Raw genomic sequence first — 18977 nt, forward strand, 5'->3', positions numbered from 1 at the left:
CGGGAACGCTGTCGGTACAACAAAATGCCAGCTTGGCAAGGACCATATAAAGCTGTTCCACGGGAGACGAACGGCGCTTCTTCCAGGGATGGAGAGACAATATGGCGGTCTCCGGCTGCCGCGGAATTGCGCGCCAGCTGGAAGTGACCCTCGTTCAAAAGCGGCTTGGCCGCGAAGCGCTGTGGGAATTGATTGCCCTGTTTCGACGTTATGACATTCCATTGACAGCGCTGGCGTCTCTGGCAGAAAAAGCGAGGTTCGCCTGGCTGGCCGACGAAAAGTGGGACTGGCATGAAAACATGCTCACAACAGGCGCGGACAGCCCGATTCCCGGTACACCATTGTAAAAAACACGAATAACGCTCCGTTCAATCCATCCGAAGCGATCGAGGACGCAGAATGCCTGACTGATCTTCAAGTCCGCGCAACGCTGGACAACAGGCACATCGCCAAGTCCAGCATGCAATCGGCCACGCTGCGGGACTGCGCAACGTCACCCCGTCCCCCATTACCGTCGCACAGCGCTCGACAGCTGACCGAATGGTGAAGGCCGGATTTCGAATTCGCCTGCTCAACTAACTCAGCCTTTATCCACAATAAACGGCTAGGGGATCTGGCTGGCCAATTAAACTGATCATGGAGCTCGCGTCCCTGACCGCTGATTCGCTCACCGTTCCGTATGGATTTTCAGGCGTCGTCATACTGGATGTCAGTAGCGTTGCCACAGTTGCAGGACTCCACGCGGTTCCATCAGCGAAAGCGATCGATTCAATTCGATACGACGAGGAATCAAAATACTTGTTCAGGGTGAGCTTGTCTGTCGCATTGACCAGCACGATCAGATCGGACCCGCTGCGGTTCAAGGTCACGCCACCCGCTGCAATGCCCGCGCCGAACTGCACTTTGTCATTATTGAGGGCCGAGTCGCTGTCGAACACCGTGTCGCTTCCATCGCCCAGCTCGAAGATATAGGTATCGTTTCCGCTGGCGCCATCCAGGGTGTCGCTGCCGCTGCCGCCATGCAGGGTGTCGTCGCCCACATAGCCGCGCAACTGATCGTTTCCGCCACCGCCGAGCAGTACATCGGCCTTGCTCTGCCCGGACAAGGTGTCGNGAAAGCGATCGATTCAATCCTGTACGACGGGGAATCCGCATAGCTCTTCAGGGTGAGCTTGTCGGTCGCATTGACCAGCAGGATCAGATCGGACCCGCTGCGGTTCAAGGTCACGCCACCCGCTGCAATGCCCGCGCCGAACTGCACTTTGTCCTTATTGTGGGCCACACCGCTGTCGAACACCGTGTCGTTTCCATCGCCCAGCTCGAAGATATAGGTATCATCTCCACTTGCGCCATCCAGGGTGTCGCTGCCAGTGCCGCCATGCAGGGTGTCGTCGCCGACATAGCCGCGCAACTGATCAATTCCCGCGCTGCCCTGCAAACTATCATTTTTTTCGCCACCATACAGGCGGTCATTGCCTTCCATCCCATCGATTTTATTTCCGACGGTCGCCAAGCCGTACAGCTCATCATTTCCGCTCGAACCCGTATAGATAGTCCGTCGCATCACCTCCTGAAAATCCCAACTCAAGCCATTTGAAAACACGATTTTTTCAATTGAACCTTGCTTGAAATAATCCGCAATTGTAACGCTATCGACTGCATTCACCTTTAACGTCAAGTCTAAATTCTGGCGTAATACTTGAATCGATGCCGCGTTAATGTCGATTCCAAGCTGCAATGTATCTTCGCCCGCAAGAACACCTTCCTCCACCCGGTCAAGACCGTCGCCTGGATTAAACAGATAGATATCGTTGCCCAGTCCTCCAGCTAATGTGTCATTTCCCGCATCGCCGGCAAGAACATCATTGCCCGCCTGTCCAGAAAGCGAATCATTTCCGGACCCGCCATACAAGACGTCGCTGAATGCCGTTCCCGCCACCGTGTCGTTATTCCCGCCCGAAATCCTGATGTTCAGCGCGTCCAGGGTTGCCGCAGACGTGCCGCCACTCCTGGCCGCCGTCTCGAGCTTTGTCCAAATATCGTAACCGGTTTCAACCAGCTGCGCGTTAGCGTAACGAGCCAAATTTAAGACATCCGCCAATCCTGCGGCAGGGTCCTTCAGGAATTCCGCATCCAGTGCAGCATTCATCGCAGTGAAATCGAAGTTCAGCCCGTCATTCTCAGCTTGAACGTCGATCAGGCCGAGATAATTTTGCATAATCTCTGGCGCAATCAGGGCGGAATAAACAGCCTCCTTCAAGTTTTCGTAGGCATCCTGCAATCGACGTATCTGGCCCTCCGGCATATTGACCGTCGCGGTGCGCATGCCGTTGGTGTCCGCTGCACCAAGACTTAATCCAGTTGGCGCGCCTGGATGGGCTTCACCAGGTAGTTTGAAGAAGTAGCGGCCATTGAAGGCCTCAAGAATGTGTAGCTTGCCTTCCCATTCGGCGCGCACGCTGGCATTCGACCAGACTACTTTTGTCGTGCTCGGCTGACGGTCCTGCATATGCCCGATCAATGTCGACGTATCCGCCCATGCAAGCAGAATCGCATCCACAAGTGCAAAGCGCTCAACACTGTTTGCGCCCACAAACGCAAGCAAGGCCGCCTTGAGCGCCGATCCTGCTGAGCTGTCCATGCTTGCGGCCTGGCGCAAATCTCGAACCAATCCCACTCCTTCAATTTCCGGCATCGATTTAAGATCCGTATCAATTGGAATCTCGTCCGAAAACTGGCTATGATAAGTATCTTGGGCAAGGTTGATGTCAGCAACGATACTGGTACCAGCCAAAGTGCCGCGCGCGCCGTCAGTTCGGATGAAGGAGCCCAGGTCGGCAAGCTGATTGCCATTTGCCAACATCACGTTATTTTCGGTCTTGCCGACGTTGATAGCAGCAACGCCTGCGTCGGCCAGCGTGAACAATTCATCACTCTGAGAGTGGCCGTCTTTGTTAAGATCGCGCCAGATTCGCAACTGCGACCAGTTGCTATCTGCACTGCTCACTTTATTGTCGCCATTGCTGTCTTCCTGCCGCAACGCGTCGAAGCCATCGACGGCCGTGCCACCGGCATATAATGCGGTGGCGTCGCCGAACAGCTCACGGCCACTGTCAATCGTCCCATTACCGTTACGATCAAACACCAGAAATCCGTCGTCGCTCTTGATCCAGCCACTGCTGGTTTTAACACCACTGCCATTGTGATCGAAAAGCACACCCGACTCACTGGGACTCAGCGTCTCGAGGCCATCGCCGTCAAGATCCAGAATCAGCGGATCGCGCAGGAAGCGTTGGGCGAATTCGAATGCATCACTAATCAGGCTACCTGCACCATTCAAAATCAGGCTCCAGCCGTCGAAGATGGTCGGCCCCAATTTCGCGGCGCCATAGGCAGCCGCTCCAGCAATGACGAAAGTTGCGGCGACAACCGGCAGTCCGGCTATGCCAAAAAACGTCGCGACCGCCGCAACCGCTGCGCCAGCAATCACCCCGGCGACCGCGGCAGCGCCAATCCCCGCAGCCGAGCCACCTACGTCATTCCAATCGCCGCTATCGATAGCATCCACAATCTTGATAGTGAGATCGACGAGATCAACCGCCGCCCCCCCGTACTCTGCCAATACGACCTTGGTGCTCGCACGCGCGGCAGTGACAACAGCCTCTCCAGCGCTAGTGTAAGCGGATGTACCTGTGGAACGGATATTGTCGATTGCCTGCTGAATCTCCCCCGCGACAGCCTGCAGAGCCTCGCGCTCCGCCGGATTGCCCACACCGCTGGCCAGCCTCGCCAGGCTGCTCGCATAATCCGCGGCTAGATCTGTCATTGCGCGGCCGACTCCGGCATTACGCGCAGCCGCTTCAGTGGCGGTTTCAGCAACCGGCGTTAACGATGTGGAAATTGCGGCTGTGATACCTGTCCAGTATCCAAGGAGATCGATCCCGCCATCTTCATCCTTGTTATTTGCCACGACGACCATCGCACTAACGTTGTTTGCCTGCATATTTTTTCCTTATGAGTTCCGCGAGATCAAAAAAACAAACGATTAACCCTGTGTAGATAAACCCAAACAATCCTTCAACCCACAGGATTGCGAAGAATTTATTGGTCGAGATGGCGAGATCTATACGCAGCACGATTGCGGCATAATTACTAAACTCGATCGTCAGCAATAGCAAAACAAAAATCACAACAAAGAGATCACTCAGAAAACGCCAGCCAGGCGTATGCTTCTGTCGGATCATCGATAGGGCACGCAGATCCCCTTCGGCGAACGAAGTGAGCAGCGCGCTTGCGACTCCGCCATAAATGGCGCACGAATAGGCCAACGCCAATGACGAGGGAAAATAACTTCGTTGACTCATCGCCAAGGCATCGGGCGTCAGGTAAATCCACGACAGGTCGGCGTTCTGTGGGAGGAACAAAATTATGCATGCAAGAAAAACAGCGACCGCCAACACCACCAGGCCGGCAGTACGTTTGCTGATCAGAGGGGAAAATATGGCGCGCGGAGCTTGATGCATCGGAGCAGGATTCTGTTCTGGAATAATGTCGAAAATACACGATAAATACAAAGCATTCTAGCGCACATTTTTACAAAAATATTAATATTTTAAAAATATAAATCAGCATGTTTTTCATGAATAAATGATAATTTTTGCAGACACGGGCACGTTGCCCGCGAAGTGGTCCAAGTAGTGTAGAAGCCAGATTGTTTCTGACTTGCAGGCGCATACACAGCACATCGCAGCATCCTCATCCCGATGAGTTAGTCGATACACTGGCAGACACATCGGCGCGTCACGTCAGCTCGCAAAACGTCACCCGTCAGTAGAAATAGTGCACCCAGCGCTGGTACACCGGCAGCCCCGCCAGCACGTTGACCGGGAACGTGATGCCCAGGGTGGCTAGGGTGGCAAGGCCCAGGTCGGCATTCGGAATGGCGCTGCGGATCGCCGCCGGCGCGGCGATGTAGGAGGCGCTGGCGGCCAGCGCGGCCAGCACCAGGGCGCTGCCTTCGGGCAATCGCAGCAACAGCGCGACGGCGATCCCGGCCCAGGCCAGGGCGAACGGCGCCAGCGCCGCGAACGCCATCAGGCGCCAGTGACGCAGCGGCGACGAGGCCGCGATGCTGCGCGCGGTGCACAAGCCCATTTCCAGCAGGTAGAGCGAGAGCATGGTCTTGAAGCCGTCGATCAGCACCGGTTTCAGGGGCGCCAGCCCGACCGGGCCGTACAGGTAGCCGATCAGCACGCCGCCGCCGAGCAGCAGCACCCCGCGGCTGGTCAGCGCTTCCCACAAGACACGCGTGCCGCCGTCGCGCCCGCTCAGATGGCGCTGCCACAGCAGCATCAGCACGATCGCCGGCAGTTCCAGCATCACCAGGTAGAGCGTGGTCTGCGGCGCCAGCGCCAGGCCGGAGCGCTCGGCCAGGGCCACCACCACCGCGAAGGTGCCGGCGCTGACCGAGCCGTAATGGGCGGCGACGCTGCTGGCGTCGTCGGCCGACAGGCGCACCAGACGGCGCAGCACCGGGTAGCACAGCAGCGGCAGCAGCAGGCCGAGCCCCGCCACCGCCAGCAATTCCGGCAGCAGGGCCGCGCTCATCGCGCCGTGCAGGGCCATGCCGCCTTTCAGGCCCAGCACCAGCATCAGCAGGATGGCCAGGGTGTCGTAGATGGCGACAGGAACCTTCAGGTCCGACTTGACCAGCCCGGCTGCCAGGCCGAGCGCAAAAAAAGCAATGACGATATCCAACATATGCACTCCGGCAAAAGACAGGCTGGCGAGTTTGCCAAAAGTTACGTATATTGGATAATAAATTGTTCAAGCACCAGCCATAGAGGATCGTCAATGCATGTGCGTCACCTGAGTTTCCGGCTCTTGCAGGTCTATGTGGAGGTGGTGCGTTGCGCCAGCGTGTCGGCGGCGGCGCGCGCGCTGCACCTGACCCAGCCGACCGTGTCGCTGCAGCTCAAGCGGCTGGCCGAGGCGGTGGGCGAACCTTTGTTCGATGCCAGCGCAGCGCGCATGGAGCCGACCCTGGCCGGACGCGAGCTGTACAAGGCAGCCTGCGACGTGCTGGACCGCTTCGACGACTTTGCCGGCTTCCTGGAACGGGCCCGCGACGGCCATGCCGGGCATGTGCGCATCTGCGTGGTCACCACCGCCCAGTACGTGCTGCCGCGCCTGCTGGGGCCGTTTGCGGCCCACTATCCGAACGTCGAGGTGCGCTTGAGCGTGGCCAACCGGGCGCGCGTGCTGGAGCGCTTCGACAAGCGCGAAGACGACCTGTATCTCTTCAGCCATCCGCCGAGCGGCCCGTCGGTCCGCAGCGCGCGCATGCTCAAGAATCCCTTGCAGCTGATCGCGCCGCTAGGGCACTGGGCGGCCGGGCTGGCCGGCCTGCCCTTCGCGCGCCTGGCCGGCGAGCGCTTCCTGATGCGCGAACCCGGCTCGGCCACCCGCATGATGTTCGAAGCGTGGCTGTCCGGGCGCGGGCTGGGATTGGAGAAAAGCATGGAAATCGAAAGCAATGAAGCGATCCGCCTCAGCGTGGCCTCGGGGCTGGGCTTGTCGGTGATTTCCGCGCACACCCTGCAGGAAGGGCGCGAGCGGCTGGCGGTGCTCGATGTCGACGGCTTTCCGCTGGAAAGCAACTGGTACCTGGTGGCCCCGCGCGACCGGCGCCTGCCGTACGCCGCGCGCGAGCTGGTGCGCTTCATCGGCCAGCACGCGGCCGACTGCATCGAGGCGGAGTGGATTTATCCCGACATCGGACAGGTGGCGGAGGATTTCATCAAGGGCGGATGAGACAATTACCTTTCCACAGGACGTAAAAAAAGCCAGGCTGAGCCTGGCTTTCTTTACGTACCGCGCCGATTACTCAGCGGTTGGTGCGTCTTCAACTTCGGTGACTTCTGGACGGTCCAGCAGTTCAACGTAAGCCATTGGTGCATTGTCGCCAACGCGGAAACCCATTTTCAGGATACGCAGGTAGCCGCCGTTGCGGTTTGCGTAACGTGGGCCGAGTTCGGCGAACAGCTTCAACACCATTTCGCGGTCGCGCAGGCGGGAAAATGCCAGACGCTTGTTCGCCAGCGTGTCGGTCTTGCCCAGGGTCAGGATCGGCTCGATAACGCGGCGCAGTTCCTTGGCTTTCGGCAGGGTGGTTTTGATGGCTTCATGACGCAGCAGGGAAACGGTCATGTTGCGCAGCATTGCCAGACGGTGGGACGAAGTACGATTCAGCTTGCGAAGGCCGTGACGGTGACGCATGGTAATTCCTTTCGAGTTGTTTAAATCCAGCTCTTCGATCGCCTTTCAGCGCGGGCCGGTTGCTAGCTTGATTAAAAAATGTGACCCCCGCCTGCGCGGGGAGTCGTTCCGCCCAAAGGGCGGGGCGACGCTGTCGCGTCGATTACTTCTCGAGGCCGGCTGGTGGCCAGTTTTCGAGCTTCATGCCCAAGGTCAAGCCGCGCGATGCCAGCACTTCCTTGATTTCGTTCAGGGACTTGCGGCCCAGGTTCGGCGTCTTGAGCAGTTCGTTTTCCGAACGCTGGATCAGGTCGCCGATGTAGTAGATGTTTTCCGCTTTCAGGCAGTTGGCCGAACGCACGGTCAGTTCCAGGTCGTCGACCGGACGCAGCAGGATCGGATCGACCAGCGGTGCGCGCGACGGCGCTTCGGCAGCCGCTTCGGTGCCTTCCAGCGCCGCAAACACGTTCAGCTGATCGACCAGCACGCGCGCCGATTGACGGATCGCTTCTTCCGGCGTGATGACGCCGTTGGTTTCGATGTTGATCACCAGCTTGTCGAGGTCGGTACGCTGTTCGACGCGGGCCGATTCGACGAAGTAGGACACGCGGCGCACCGGCGAGAACGACGCGTCCAGGATGATGCGGCCGATGGTCTTGTTGGTGTCTTCCGACAGGCGGCGGACGTTGCCCGGCACATAGCCACGGCCTTTTTCGACCTTGATCTGCATGTCCAGCTTGCCGCCAGCGGTCAGGTGGGCAATCACGTGGTCTGGATTGATCAGTTCGACGTCATGCGGCAGGTCGATGTCGGAAGCCAGGATCGCGCCTTCGCCTTCCTTTTTCAGGGTCAGCGTGACGGAATCGCGGTTGTGGACTTTGAAGACCACGCCCTTCAGGTTCAGCAACAGGTCGACCACGTCTTCTTGCACGCCGTCCAGCGACGAATACTCATGGACAACGCCGGCGATCGTCACTTCGGTTGGCGCGTAGCCGACCATCGACGACAGCAGTACGCGGCGCAACGCATTACCCAATGTGTGGCCATAGCCACGTTCGAACGGCTCCATCACGACTTTGGCGTGACCGGCGCCGAGCGTTTCGACATCGATAATACGTGGCTTCAACAGACTGTTTTGCATGAAATGTCCTTTTCAATACCCTCGGCTCATTACACCGATAAGGCTGATGGCATTAGAAATGAAAATTCTCGCTTGCGCGAGAAACTTGGCTCCCCACCTTCGCGGGGACGGCTTCCACGTCGCGGAAGCCGACAATTGGCTCCCGGACCGGCCGGGACGACCATTGCGCGGGCAGCCAGGCCGCCCGCAGCGTGGTCGATTAACGCGAGTACAGTTCGACGATCAGCGATTCGTTGACGTCGTTAGCGATCTCGTTACGCTCTGGGAACGAACGGAAGGTGCCTTCCATTTTCTTCGAGTCGACCGACACCCAGCTAGGCATACCGACTTGTTCAGCCAGCGACAGCGCTTCGATGATACGCACTTGCTTCTTCGACTTTTCGCGAACAGCGATGACGTCGCCGGTCTTGACAGCGTACGAAGCGATGTTCACAACGTTACCGTTGACGGTGAACGCCTTGTGGCTGACCAGCTGGCGCGCTTCGGCGCGGGTCGAGCCGAAGCCCATGCGGTAGCAGACGTTGTCCAGACGCGCTTCCAGCAAACGCAGCAGCGCTTCGCCGGTGTTGCCCTTGCGGCGGTTCGCTTCAGCGAAGTAGCGGCGGAACTGACGCTCGAGGACGCCGTACATGCGCTTGACTTTTTGCTTTTCGCGCAGCTGGTTGCCGTAGTCCGAGGTACGGGCGCCGGATTTGACACCGTGCTGGCCTGGCTTGACGTCCAGTTTGCATTTCGAATCGAGCGAACGGCGTGCGCTCTTGAGGAACAGGTCCGTACCTTCACGGCGGGACAGTTTTGCTTTAGGTCCGATATAACGTGCCACAATATTTCCTTTAGTATAATGACGCCCCGGCGGCATCCTGCGATGCTGGCCAGGCGCTAGTCCGTACGCGCAATGCGCCAGACGGTGGCTGACAATAAGCCTGCGCGAAAAACCGCGACAGGCGACAACAGCCGGGCAGTATACCCTATTCGGGGACTGCGCCGGCGATCATCAACGACTAATTTACAACGAACGGCCGGAAACGGGGTTCCGGTCGCCAGCGGGCCGTATCAGATACGACGACGCTTCGGTGGACGGCAGCCGTTGTGCGGCACTGGCGTCACGTCCTGGATTTCGGTGATCTTGATACCCAGGTTGTTCAAAGCGCGAACAGCCGATTCACGACCAGGACCTGGGCCCTTGATGCGTACTTCGAGGTTCTTCACGCCGCATTCGACAGCGACCTTGCCTGCTGCTTCTGCCGCAACCTGCGCTGCGAACGGGGTCGATTTACGCGAACCCTTGAAGCCAGCACCGCCGGACGTCGCCCACGACAGGGCGTTGCCCTGGCGATCGGTGATCGTGATGATGGTGTTGTTGAACGATGCGTGGACATGTGCGATGCCTTCAGCGACGTTCTTTTTAACTTTTTTGCGAACGCGCGCTGCTGCGGCGCTGCTTTGTTGCTTAGCCATGGTGTTGTCCTATTATTTCTTAAGCGATTGTGCGGCCTTGCGCGGACCCTTGCGAGTACGAGCGTTGGTGCGTGTACGCTGGCCGCGGCAAGGCAGACCTTTACGATGACGCATACCGCGGTAGCAACCCAGATCCATCAAACGCTTGATGTTCATGGACAGTTCACGACGCAGATCGCCTTCGACTACGAAAGTGCCGACGGCATCACGCAGTTTTTCCAGTTCGCTGTCGTCCAGGTCCTTGACCTTTTTGTTGGTCGCAACACCCGTTTGTGCGCAGATCTTCTGTGCGCGCGGGCGGCCAACACCGTAAATGGCCGTGAGGCCGATGACGGTGTGCTGATGATTGGGGATATTAACCCCTGCAATACGTGCCATTCGTTATTCCTCAATAAATAACGTTAAATTAACCTTGACGCTGCTTGTGACGCGGTTCCACGCAGATTACGCGGACGACGCCTTTGCGCTTGATGATCTTGCAGTTGCGGCAGATCCGCTTGACTGATGCGAGAACTTTCATATTTGCACTCTCTTATGTTCGGATTGATTACTTAAATTTACTTGGTCCGGAACACAATACGGGCCCGGCTCAAGTCGTACGGCGTCAACTCCACCGTGACTTTGTCGCCGGGCAGGATGCGGATGTAGTTCATCCGCATTTTACCCGAAATGTGCCCGAGCACCACGTGCCCGTTTTCCAGCTTTACTCGAAACGTTGCATTAGGGAGATTCTCAAGAATCTCGCCCTGCATTTGTATGACGTCGTCTTTTGCCATTCGGTCTGTACACTCCTGGTTCGCGGTAACCGCCGGTTAGCGCGTCGGAATTCCGCCCTTGAAATTTGCCTTGCGCAGCAGCGATTCATATTGCTGCGACATGACGTAGTTTTGTACTTGAGCCATGAAGTCCATGGTGACAACCACAATAATCAACAGGGAAGTACCGCCAAAATAGAATGGCACTTTCCAACGGGCCTGCATAAATTCCGGCAACAAGCACACTAAAGTGATGTACACCGCTCCGGCCAGTGTCAAGCGCATCAGGATCTTGTCGATGTAGCGCGCCGTCTGCTCGCCGGGACGAATCCCCGGCACGAAGGCACCGCTCTTCTTCAGGTTATCCGCCGTTTCCTTGCTGTTAAAGACCAGCGCCGTATAGAAGAAACAGAAAAACACGATTGCCACTGCATACAACAGCGCATGGATAGGCTCGCCTGGCCCCATCGATGCTGCCAAGTCTTTCAGGAAACCGACTACCGGGGTGCTGGCGTCTTTGCCCTTCGTGAACCAGTCCACGATGGTGGCCGGGAACAAGATGATCGACGATGCGAAGATCGGCGGGATCACGCCGGCCATGTTCAGCTTCAAAGGCAGGTGGCTGGTCTGACCGCCAACGACTTTGTTGCCAACCTGGCGCTTCGCATAGTTGACCAGGATCTTGCGCTGGCCACGTTCGACAAAAACAACACCAAAAGTAACGAATCCAACCAGCAAGATGATGAAAATCGCTGACAGGCTGCTGATGGAACCATTCGACACGAGCTGGAACAGATTGCTCAGCGCCGACGGCAGGCCAGCCGCAATGCCGGCAAAGATGATGATCGAAATGCCGTTGCCCAGGCCACGCTCGGTAATCTGCTCGCCAAGCCACATCAGGAACATGGTGCCGGTCAGCAGCGAAACGACCGCCACGAAACGGAAAGCCATGCCAGGATCGATCACCAGGCCGGGCAATGCTTCAAGGCCGATGGCGATGAAGGTTGCCTGCACCAGTGCCAGCACTACGGTAAAGTAGCGCGTGTACTGGGTGATCTTGCGGCGTCCGGATTCGCCTTCTTTCTTCAATGCCTCGACGGCCGGAATTGCCAGGCCGGCCAGCTGCATGATGATCGAAGCCGAAATATACGGCGTAATACCGAGAGCGAAAACTGCTGCGCGCTCCAGCGCGCCACCCGAGAACATGTTGAACATGCCGAGGATGCCGCCTTGATTCCTGCTGAACGTCTCAGCCAGTACATCCGGGTTAATCCCTGGAACAGGGACGTGGGCACCCAGACGATACACGACCAATGCGCCGAGCAAAAACCAGAGCCGACTCCAGGGGAAACCGGCCGCTGCACTTTTACCAAGTTGTGAATTAGTCGCCAATTTATGCTCCGATCAAGCTGTTAGCCTGCAACTTACGCTACCGTGCCGCCAGCTGCTTCGATGGCCGCTTTCGCGCCTGCCGTTACTTTCAAGCCCTTGAGGTTCACCGCCTTGGTGATCTCGCCGGACAGGATCACGCGCACATCGCGCGCCAGCACTTGCAGAACGCCTGCCTGCTTGAGCACCAGGATGTCGACATCGCCGACCGCCAGGTTGTTCAGGTCCGACAGACGCACTTCAGCTTTGAACGTTGCGTTCAGCGATTTGAAACCACGCTTAGGCAGACGGCGCTGCAGAGGCATCTGACCGCCTTCGAAGCCGACCTTGTGGAAACCGCCCGAACGCGACTTCTGACCCTTGTGGCCACGACCGGAGGTCTTGCCCAGGCCGGAGCCGATACCGCGGCCTACACGGCGCTTGTAATGCTTGGCGCCTTCAGCTGGTTGAATTGTATTCAATTCCATTGTTTTCTCCGTTCGCAAGCCCGAAGGCTTACGAAACAACTTTAACGAGGTACGAAACTTTGTTGATCATGCCGCGCACCGAAGGGGTGTCTTCCAGCTCGGAAACCGAGTTGACGCGACGCAGGCCCAGACCGCGCACGGTTGCGCGATGCGATTCGCGCGTGCCGATCAAGCCCATGACCAACTGAACTTTGACTGTTTTGGTAGCTTGTGTCATTTTGTCCGCCTTAAGCCAGAATGTCTTCAACCGACTTGCCGCGTTTGGCGGCGATATCGGAAGCAGTACTCATTTTCGACAGACCGTCCAGGGTAGCGCGGACCAGGTTGTAAGGGTTCGACGAGCCCGTGGATTTTGCCACGACATCGGTTACGCCCATTACTTCGAAGATAGCGCGCATTGCGCCACCCGCGATCACGCCGGTACCAGGCTTGGCAGGCATCATCATTACTTTCGATGCGCCGTGACGGCCGGTTACTGTGTGGTGCAAAGTACCGTTCTTCAGAGGAACCTTGATCAGGTTACGACGGGCTTCTTCCATTGCCTTCTGCACGCCAACCGGCACTTCTTTCGATTTGCCCTTGCCCATGCCGATACGGCCATCGCCGTCGCCCACAACGGTCAGTGCTGCAAAACCCATGATACGACCACCCTTGACCACTTTGGTCACGCGGTTGATCGCGATCATCTTTTCGCGCATGCCATCATCCGGCTTGTCGCTTTGCATTTTCGCTTGCATTTTTGCCATGACGATTCTTCCTTAGAACTTCAGACCGGCTTCACGCGCGGCTTCTGCCAACGCCTTCACACGGCCGTGGTAACGGAAACCGGAGCGGTCGAACGCAACTTCGGTAATCCCTGCTTTCAGTGCTTTCTCGGCGACGCGCTTGCCAATCAAGGCGGCAGCGGCGGCATTGCCACCCTTGCCGGACTTGCCTGCCAGTTCGGCGCGAACTTCGGCTTCGGCGGTCGAGGCCGAGACCAGGACTTTCGCGTCCGGGCTGATCAGGTTGGCGTAAATGTGCTGGTTGGTACGATGTACCGACAGACGATTTACTTTCAGTTCCGCGATCTTGATGCGGGTCTGGCGTCCACGACGCAGACGTGATTCTTTCTTGTCCATGGTCAGCCCTATTATTTCTTCTTGGTTTCTTTAAGCTTAACCACTTCGTCCACATAGCGGACGCCCTTGCCTTTGTAAGGCTCAGGGGAGCGGTAAGCGCGCACTTCTGCAGCGACCTGACCAACCTGTTGACGATCGATACCCTTGATGATGATTTCGGTCGGGGTTGGGGTGGCGCAAGTCACGCCGGCCGGCATCGAGTGCACGACAGGGTGCGAGAAACCCAGCGAGAGGTTCAGCTTGTCGCCGGCAGCCTGGGCTTTGTAGCCCACGCCCACCAGGGACAGCTTCTTCTCGAAGCCTTTGGTCACGCCGGTCACCATATTGTTGACCAGGGCACGCAGGGTGCCGGACATCGCGTTCGACTCACGGCTGTCGTCGACGACGTCGAAGCTCAGCGTGCCATTGTTGTTTTCTACTTTGACCAGGCCGTTCAGGGCCTGGGTCATGGTGCCCAGCGGGCCCTTGACGGTGATCGCTGCTGCAGTGATCGCCACATCGGCGCCAGCTGGGACAGCGATCGGCATTTTAGCTACTCGGGACATCGTCTACTCCTTAAGCCACGTAGCAAATAACTTCGCCGCCGACACCGGTGGCGCGTGCTTTGCGGTCCGTCATGACGCCTTGCGGGGTCGACACGATCGCCACACCCAGGCCATTCATCACGGTTGGGATTTCATCTTTGCCTTTGTAGACGCGCAGGCCCGGACGGGACACGCGCTCTAAGCGCTCGATGACTGGACGGCCAACGTAATACTTCAAACCGATCTTCAGTTCCGCCTTGCCACCAGCTGCGGTGACGGCGAAATCTTCAATGTAACCCTCGTCCTTGAGGACGTTGGCAATCGCTACTTTAACTTTCGACGATGGCATGGCCACGGTCGTCTTTTGAACACCTTGTGCGTTGCGAATGCGGGTCAGCATATCGGCGATAGGATCGCTCATACTCATTGCTTATTCTCCTATTACCAGCTTGCTTTAGTCATACCCGGAATCTCACCACGCATGGCAAATTCACGGAGCTTGATACGGGCCAGACCGAATTTACGGAATGTGCCACGTGGACGGCCGGTCACGGCGCAGCGGTTACGCTGGCGGGTCGGGGCCGAGTTGCGCGGCAGAGCCTGCAACTTCAGACGGGCTTCATAACGTTCTTCTTCCGACTTCGACTGGTCGTCGATGATGGCTTTCAGAGCGGCACGCTTCGGGGCGAATTTCTCCACCAGGTCTGCACGCTTCTGTTCGCGGTTAATCAGTGCTAGTTTTGCCATGATCTCAGTTTCTGAACGGAAATTTAAAGGCGGCGAGCAGAGCTTTCGCTTCGTCGTCGGTCTTAGCGGTTGTCGTGATGCTGATATTCATACCGCGCAACGCGTCAATCTTGTCGTACTCGATTTCAGGGAAAATGATCTGTTCCTTGACACCGATGTTGTAGTTGCCACGGCCATCGAAGGAACGGCCATTGACGCCACGGAAGTCACGCACGCGCGGCAGGGCCACGGTGATGAAACGATCCAGGAATTCGTACATGCGGGCACCGCGCAGGGTGACCATGGTACCGATCGGATAGCCTTCACGGATCTTGAAACCCGCGATTGCCTTGCGCGACTTGGTGGTCACTGGCTTCTGGCCGGCGATCTTGGTCAGGTCGGCGACAGCGTGCTCGAGGACCTTCTTGTCGGCGATGGCTTCACCCACACCCATGTTCAGGGTGATCTTGGTCAGGCGCGGGACTTCCATTGCCGATTTGTAGCCGAATTTGGCGACCAGGTCGGCAATGACCTTATCTTTATAAAATGCTTGGAGACGGGCCATGATGTCTTAAACCTTCACTACTTCGCCGGAGGACTTGAAAACGCGGACTTTCTTGCCGTCTACGTCTTTGAAGCCCACGCGGTCTGCCTTGCCAGTCGCTGCATTGAACAATGCAACGTTGGACACGTGAATCGGCATTGTCTTGTCGACGATACCACCAGTTACACCGGTCATTGGGTTCGGCTTGGTCGCTTTTTTAGCGACGTTGACGCCTTCAACCACGACATGCTCAGCATCGATACGTTGCTGAACAACACCGCGCTTGCCCTTGTCTTTCCCGGTCAGAACGATGACTTCGTCGTTTTTACGAATCTTATCCATTACGACTCCTTACAGGACTTCAGGTGCCAGGGACACGATCTTCATGAACTTTTCAGTGCGCAGTTCGCGCGTGACTGGTCCAAAAATACGGGTACCGATCGGCTCGAGCTTGGCGTTGAGCAAAACAGCAGCATTGCCGTCGAACTTCACCAGGGAGCCGTCTTGGCGGCGCACACCTTTAGCGGTACGCACAACCACAGCGTTATAAATTTCACCTTTTTTGACACGGCCGCGTGGCGCAGCAACCTTGACGGTTACCTTGATCACGTCGCCAATGCCAGCATAACGGCGCTTGGAACCGCCCAATACCTTGATGCACATGACTTCCTTGGCACCGGTATTGTCGGCTACTTCGAGCCGGCTTTCAGTTTGAATCATAGTATTCTCTTTCCCAACTTAAGCCGAAGAATCCCCACAATGTGGGCCTGCGGTCAGTCTTGGTCCCGCCAACCTCCCCTGCTGGGTCGATTGATTGGGTGATGGACTTTCCAAAAACTTTCGTTGCAGGCCGCGGCCACCGGGGTGACTAATAATGCGGCGTTACATGAACGAAGCCCGCTAGTATCACATAATACTGGCGGGCCCGCAAGAACTTTTATCCGGAAGCTGGCTGCTGCACAAAAATGCAACACCCCCATCCGGCACTACTGGTACTTCTGATGCTGCCTGACTGGTCAGACTTTAGTCAGTTGAGGACAGGGCGAAAGCGATGAACCACGCCCTGTCCCGCAACCAATCTGATCAGTTGAGGACAGGGCAAGGCGATGAATCCTGCCCTGTCCCGCAACCAATCTGATCAGTTGAGGACAGGGCGAAAGCGATGAACCACGCCCTGTCCCGCAACTAATTAAATTACCTGCGCTGCTTGCACAACGCGGGNTAATTAAATTACCTGCGCTGCTTGCACAACGCGGGTAACAGTCCAGGCCTTCGTTTTCGAGATCGGGCGACCTTCTTGGATCTCGACCGTATCGCCGGTCTTGACCGAGTTGGTCTCGTCATGCGCGTGATACTTGTTCGAACGCATGATGATCTTGCCGTACAGCGGGTGCTTGACGTGACGCTCGATCAGGACGGTGACAGTCTTGTCCATCTTGTCGGAAACCACTTTACCGACCAAGGTGCGCTTCAGGGCGACTTTAGTAGTTTCGGTCATTTGGCTTCCTTCGAGTTCATGACAGTCTTCACACGCGCGATGTCGCGGCGTACCTTCTTGAGTTGCGAAGTGTTGCTCAGCTGCTGCGTCGCGATTTGCATGCGCATGCCGAACTGTGCCTTCAACAAGTCATTCAGCTCTTTCTGGAGAGCTGCCTGGTCTTTGCCGCGGAGTTCTGTTGCTTTCATTTACGACTCCTTTTATTGGCCGACCTGGCGTACGACGAACGTCGTTGCCAGTGGCAGTTTGGCGGCGGCCAGACGGAACGCTTCCCGGGCCAGCGACTCATCGACGCCGTCCATTTCGTACAGTACCTTGCCTGGCTGGATTTCAGCGACGTAGTACTCCGGGTTACCTTTACCGTTACCCATACGGACTTCAGCTGGCTTGTTCGAAATTGGCTTGTCCGGGAAAATACGGATCCAAATACGACCACCGCGCTTGATGTGACGGGTCATGGCACGACGAGCTGCTTCGATCTGGCGTGCTGTGATACGGCCGCGGGCTACTGCCTTCAGACCGAATTCACCGAACGAGACAGCGGTGCCGCGTGTGTGCGAAATGCCGGTGTTACGGCCTTTCTGCTCTTTACGATACTTCCTGCGTGCTGGTTGCAGCATGGTTATTCTCCTGCTTTCTCAGCTGGTGCTGCGGCAGCGGCCGGTGCTGCCTTGACTGCAGGGCGGGCACGAACGCCGGCAGGTGCGCCAGCTGGGGTTGAACCTTCAGGACGACGGCCTGGGGCGCCGGCTGGACGCGGACGTCCGGCTGGCTTGCCATCGTCACGGCGCGGACCGCGGCTCTTCTTCTCGTCGGCCGGGGTATCGATGACTGGTGCGTCGCCGTTCGGCGCGCGGTCACCCTTGTATACCCAGACCTTGACGCCGATGATGCCGTACGTGGTCGACGCTTCGCTGGTGCCATAGTCGATATCGGCGCGCAGGGTGTGCAGAGGCACGCGGCCTTCGCGGTACCACTCTTTACGTGCGATTTCGATGCCGTTCAGACGGCCCGACGACATGATCTTGATGCCCAGGGCACCCAGACGCATGGCGTTCTGCATGGCGCGCTTCATTGCGCGGCGGAACATGATGCGCTTTTCCAGCTGCTGCGAGATCGAATCGGCGATCAGCTGCGAGTCGATTTCCGGCTTGCGGATCTCTTCGATGTTCACGTGCACAGGAACGCCCATGATCTTGGTCAGCGCCGACTTCAGTACTTCGATGTCTTCGCCTTTTTTACCAATGACCACGCCTGGACGCGAGCTGTAGATCGTGAAGCGCGCGTTCTTGGCAGGACGCTCGATGACGATGCGGCCAACCGAAGCGTTCTTCAGTTTCTTTTTCAGGAACGCACGTGCCTTGAGATCTTCGTTCAGCATCTGGGCAAAGTTACCATTGCCCGCGTACCAACGCGATGCCCAGTTACGGGTTACTGACAGGCGAAAGCCTGTTGGATGAATCTTCTGTCCCATCGTGACCCCTTAGTTGCCGACAGTCACGTAGATGTGACAGGATTGTTTCGAGATGCGATCACCCCGGCCTTTAGCGCGTGCGGTGAAGCGCTTGAGGATCGGGCCCTTTTCAACGTAGATCTGAACGACTTTCAGCTCGTCGATGTCGGCGCCATCATTGTGCTCGGCGTTCGCGATCGCGGACTCCAGCACCTTCTTGATGATCGTCGCACCTTTTTTCGGGCTGAACTGCAAGATGTTGAGTGCTGCGTCAACTTTCTTGCCACGGATCAGATCGGCAACCAGGCGACCTTTTTGGTCGGACAGGCGCACACCTTTGAGGATAGCTTTGGTTTCCATTATTTCTTCGCCTTCTTGTCAGCGGCATGGCCCTTGAACGTACGGGTCAGTGCGAATTCGCCGAGCTTGTGACCAACCATGTTCTCGGAGATGTATACCGGCACGTGCAGCTTGCCGTTATGCACTGCGATCGTCAGGCCGATGAAGTCTGGCGAGATCGTCGAACGGCGCGACCAGGTTTTGACTGGCTTCTTGTCTTTGTTCGCTTGCGCGGCTTCGACTTTTTTCACCAGGTGGGCGTCGATAAACGGCCCTTTTTTCAATGAACGTGTCATGTCTTATCC

At 57.3% G+C, this 18977-nt stretch carries 29 protein-coding genes and 2 pseudogenes; 2 read left to right on the plus strand and 29 right to left on the minus strand.

Going from position 1 to position 18977, the window contains the following annotated elements; all coding sequences use genetic code 11:
- The first annotated feature begins 101 nt into the window (after window positions 1–101).
- Window positions 102–347 (plus strand): hypothetical protein, encoded by a 246-nt coding sequence (locus tag EJB06_RS29110; protein ID WP_126077538.1) that lies wholly within the window; start codon window positions 102–104, stop codon window positions 345–347.
- Window positions 348–587: 240 nt separating this feature from the next.
- Here the strand turns inward: EJB06_RS29110 and EJB06_RS29115 are convergent, their stop codons facing one another.
- The 5 genes and pseudogenes from EJB06_RS29115 to EJB06_RS29130 form a co-directional block, all read right to left on the minus strand.
- Window positions 588–938 carry a calcium-binding protein gene (locus EJB06_RS29115; protein WP_229427345.1) on the minus strand — a complete coding sequence of 117 codons (351 nt, stop codon included), beginning with the start codon at window positions 936–938 and terminating at the stop codon, window positions 588–590.
- A gap of 57 nt (window positions 939–995) precedes the next feature.
- Window positions 996–1106: pseudogene (locus tag EJB06_RS33155) on the minus strand (hypothetical protein); the annotation flags it as partial.
- A 215-nt stretch (window positions 1107–1321) separates the two neighbouring features.
- A pseudogene (locus tag EJB06_RS33015) lies at window positions 1322–4003 on the minus strand (calcium-binding protein); the annotation flags it as partial.
- Window positions 3984–4523 (minus strand): hypothetical protein, encoded by a 540-nt coding sequence (locus EJB06_RS29125; protein WP_126077541.1) that lies wholly within the window; start codon window positions 4521–4523, stop codon window positions 3984–3986. The gene EJB06_RS29125 and the pseudogene EJB06_RS33015, both read right to left, overlap by 20 nt.
- Window positions 4524–4827: 304 nt before the next feature.
- Window positions 4828–5760, minus strand: a complete 933-nt coding sequence (locus tag EJB06_RS29130; protein WP_126077542.1) for a sodium-dependent bicarbonate transport family permease — start codon at window positions 5758–5760, stop codon at window positions 4828–4830.
- 93 nt (window positions 5761–5853) lie between these two features.
- Here EJB06_RS29130 and EJB06_RS29135 point away from each other — a divergent pair, with 93 nt between their 5' ends.
- Entirely contained in the window at window positions 5854–6813 is a 960-nt protein-coding gene (locus EJB06_RS29135) for a LysR family transcriptional regulator (protein WP_126077543.1), read from the plus strand.
- 69 nt (window positions 6814–6882) lie between these two features.
- Here EJB06_RS29135 and rplQ read toward each other — a convergent pair whose 3' ends face one another.
- The 24 genes from rplQ to rpsS all read right to left on the minus strand — a co-directional run bounded on the left by rplQ (window position 6883) and on the right by rpsS (window position 18968).
- Window positions 6883–7278 (minus strand): 50S ribosomal protein L17, encoded by a 396-nt coding sequence (gene rplQ / locus EJB06_RS29140; RefSeq protein WP_126077544.1) that lies wholly within the window; start codon window positions 7276–7278, stop codon window positions 6883–6885.
- 142 nt (window positions 7279–7420) lie between these two features.
- The gene (locus EJB06_RS29145; protein WP_126077545.1) at window positions 7421–8398 is read right to left on the minus strand and encodes a DNA-directed RNA polymerase subunit alpha; all 978 of its coding nucleotides are present in this window, start codon (window positions 8396–8398) and stop codon (window positions 7421–7423) included.
- Between the two features lie 199 nt (window positions 8399–8597).
- Window positions 8598–9221 (minus strand): 30S ribosomal protein S4, encoded by a 624-nt coding sequence (rpsD, locus tag EJB06_RS29150; protein ID WP_126077546.1) that lies wholly within the window; start codon window positions 9219–9221, stop codon window positions 8598–8600.
- Window positions 9222–9451: 230 nt separating this feature from the next.
- Window positions 9452–9856, minus strand: a complete 405-nt coding sequence (gene rpsK, locus EJB06_RS29155; RefSeq protein ID WP_008444339.1) for a 30S ribosomal protein S11 — start codon at window positions 9854–9856, stop codon at window positions 9452–9454.
- A gap of 12 nt (window positions 9857–9868) precedes the next feature.
- Complete coding sequence (gene rpsM / locus EJB06_RS29160; RefSeq protein ID WP_054265840.1) at window positions 9869–10234, minus strand: 30S ribosomal protein S13; 366 nt, start codon at window positions 10232–10234, stop codon at window positions 9869–9871.
- 28 nt (window positions 10235–10262) lie between these two features.
- Window positions 10263–10376, minus strand: coding sequence for a 50S ribosomal protein L36 (gene rpmJ, locus EJB06_RS29165; RefSeq protein ID WP_010394471.1), 114 nt, complete (start codon window positions 10374–10376; stop codon window positions 10263–10265).
- 37 nt (window positions 10377–10413) lie between these two features.
- Window positions 10414–10632 (minus strand): translation initiation factor IF-1, encoded by a 219-nt coding sequence (gene infA / locus EJB06_RS29170; protein ID WP_005663428.1) that lies wholly within the window; start codon window positions 10630–10632, stop codon window positions 10414–10416.
- Window positions 10633–10668: 36 nt separating this feature from the next.
- Entirely contained in the window at window positions 10669–12003 is a 1335-nt protein-coding gene (gene secY, locus EJB06_RS29175; RefSeq protein ID WP_126077547.1) for a preprotein translocase subunit SecY, read from the minus strand.
- 32 nt (window positions 12004–12035) lie between these two features.
- A complete protein-coding gene (gene rplO / locus EJB06_RS29180; RefSeq protein WP_126077548.1) occupies window positions 12036–12467 on the minus strand; it encodes a 50S ribosomal protein L15 in 432 nt (143 codons plus the stop codon).
- A gap of 28 nt (window positions 12468–12495) precedes the next feature.
- Window positions 12496–12684: a 50S ribosomal protein L30 gene (gene rpmD, locus EJB06_RS29185; protein ID WP_054265837.1), complete on the minus strand. Its 189-nt coding sequence runs from the start codon at window positions 12682–12684 to the stop codon at window positions 12496–12498.
- A gap of 10 nt (window positions 12685–12694) precedes the next feature.
- Window positions 12695–13213: a 30S ribosomal protein S5 gene (gene rpsE / locus EJB06_RS29190; protein WP_054265836.1), complete on the minus strand. Its 519-nt coding sequence runs from the start codon at window positions 13211–13213 to the stop codon at window positions 12695–12697.
- 12 nt (window positions 13214–13225) lie between these two features.
- Window positions 13226–13588 carry a 50S ribosomal protein L18 gene (gene rplR / locus EJB06_RS29195; RefSeq protein ID WP_126077549.1) on the minus strand — a complete coding sequence of 121 codons (363 nt, stop codon included), beginning with the start codon at window positions 13586–13588 and terminating at the stop codon, window positions 13226–13228.
- Between the two features lie 11 nt (window positions 13589–13599).
- Window positions 13600–14133: a 50S ribosomal protein L6 gene (gene rplF / locus EJB06_RS29200; protein WP_099873837.1), complete on the minus strand. Its 534-nt coding sequence runs from the start codon at window positions 14131–14133 to the stop codon at window positions 13600–13602.
- A gap of 10 nt (window positions 14134–14143) precedes the next feature.
- On the minus strand, window positions 14144–14539 hold the full coding sequence (rpsH, locus tag EJB06_RS29205) for a 30S ribosomal protein S8 (protein ID WP_126077550.1): 396 nt from the start codon (window positions 14537–14539) through the stop codon (window positions 14144–14146).
- A 14-nt stretch (window positions 14540–14553) separates the two neighbouring features.
- Window positions 14554–14859 (minus strand): 30S ribosomal protein S14, encoded by a 306-nt coding sequence (gene rpsN / locus EJB06_RS29210; protein ID WP_054265832.1) that lies wholly within the window; start codon window positions 14857–14859, stop codon window positions 14554–14556.
- 4 nt (window positions 14860–14863) lie between these two features.
- Window positions 14864–15403 (minus strand): 50S ribosomal protein L5, encoded by a 540-nt coding sequence (gene rplE, locus EJB06_RS29215; RefSeq protein WP_126077551.1) that lies wholly within the window; start codon window positions 15401–15403, stop codon window positions 14864–14866.
- A gap of 6 nt (window positions 15404–15409) precedes the next feature.
- Entirely contained in the window at window positions 15410–15724 is a 315-nt protein-coding gene (gene rplX / locus EJB06_RS29220) for a 50S ribosomal protein L24 (RefSeq protein WP_099873836.1), read from the minus strand.
- Between the two features lie 9 nt (window positions 15725–15733).
- A complete protein-coding gene (gene rplN / locus EJB06_RS29225; RefSeq protein WP_008444317.1) occupies window positions 15734–16102 on the minus strand; it encodes a 50S ribosomal protein L14 in 369 nt (122 codons plus the stop codon).
- 505 nt (window positions 16103–16607) lie between these two features.
- Window positions 16608–16880 carry a 30S ribosomal protein S17 gene (gene rpsQ / locus EJB06_RS29230; protein ID WP_054265829.1) on the minus strand — a complete coding sequence of 91 codons (273 nt, stop codon included), beginning with the start codon at window positions 16878–16880 and terminating at the stop codon, window positions 16608–16610.
- Window positions 16877–17068, minus strand: a complete 192-nt coding sequence (gene rpmC / locus EJB06_RS29235; RefSeq protein WP_054265828.1) for a 50S ribosomal protein L29 — start codon at window positions 17066–17068, stop codon at window positions 16877–16879. Before rpmC ends, rpsQ begins: the two co-directional genes overlap by 4 nt.
- Before the next feature lie 12 nt (window positions 17069–17080).
- The gene (gene rplP / locus EJB06_RS29240) at window positions 17081–17500 is read right to left on the minus strand and encodes a 50S ribosomal protein L16 (RefSeq protein WP_126077552.1); all 420 of its coding nucleotides are present in this window, start codon (window positions 17498–17500) and stop codon (window positions 17081–17083) included.
- Window positions 17501–17502: 2 nt separating this feature from the next.
- Complete coding sequence (gene rpsC / locus EJB06_RS29245; protein WP_126077553.1) at window positions 17503–18354, minus strand: 30S ribosomal protein S3; 852 nt, start codon at window positions 18352–18354, stop codon at window positions 17503–17505.
- Window positions 18355–18363: 9 nt separating this feature from the next.
- On the minus strand, window positions 18364–18696 hold the full coding sequence (gene rplV / locus EJB06_RS29250; RefSeq protein WP_181002795.1) for a 50S ribosomal protein L22: 333 nt from the start codon (window positions 18694–18696) through the stop codon (window positions 18364–18366).
- Window positions 18693–18968 (minus strand): 30S ribosomal protein S19, encoded by a 276-nt coding sequence (gene rpsS / locus EJB06_RS29255; protein WP_126077554.1) that lies wholly within the window; start codon window positions 18966–18968, stop codon window positions 18693–18695. The genes rplV and rpsS overlap by 4 nt, the downstream gene beginning before the upstream one ends.
- Between the last annotated feature and the right edge of the window lie 9 nt (window positions 18969–18977).

Origin of the sequence: Massilia atriviolacea (assembly GCF_003953935.1) — a bacterium.
GTDB lineage: Bacteria > Pseudomonadota > Gammaproteobacteria > Burkholderiales > Burkholderiaceae_D > Telluria_A > Telluria_A atriviolacea.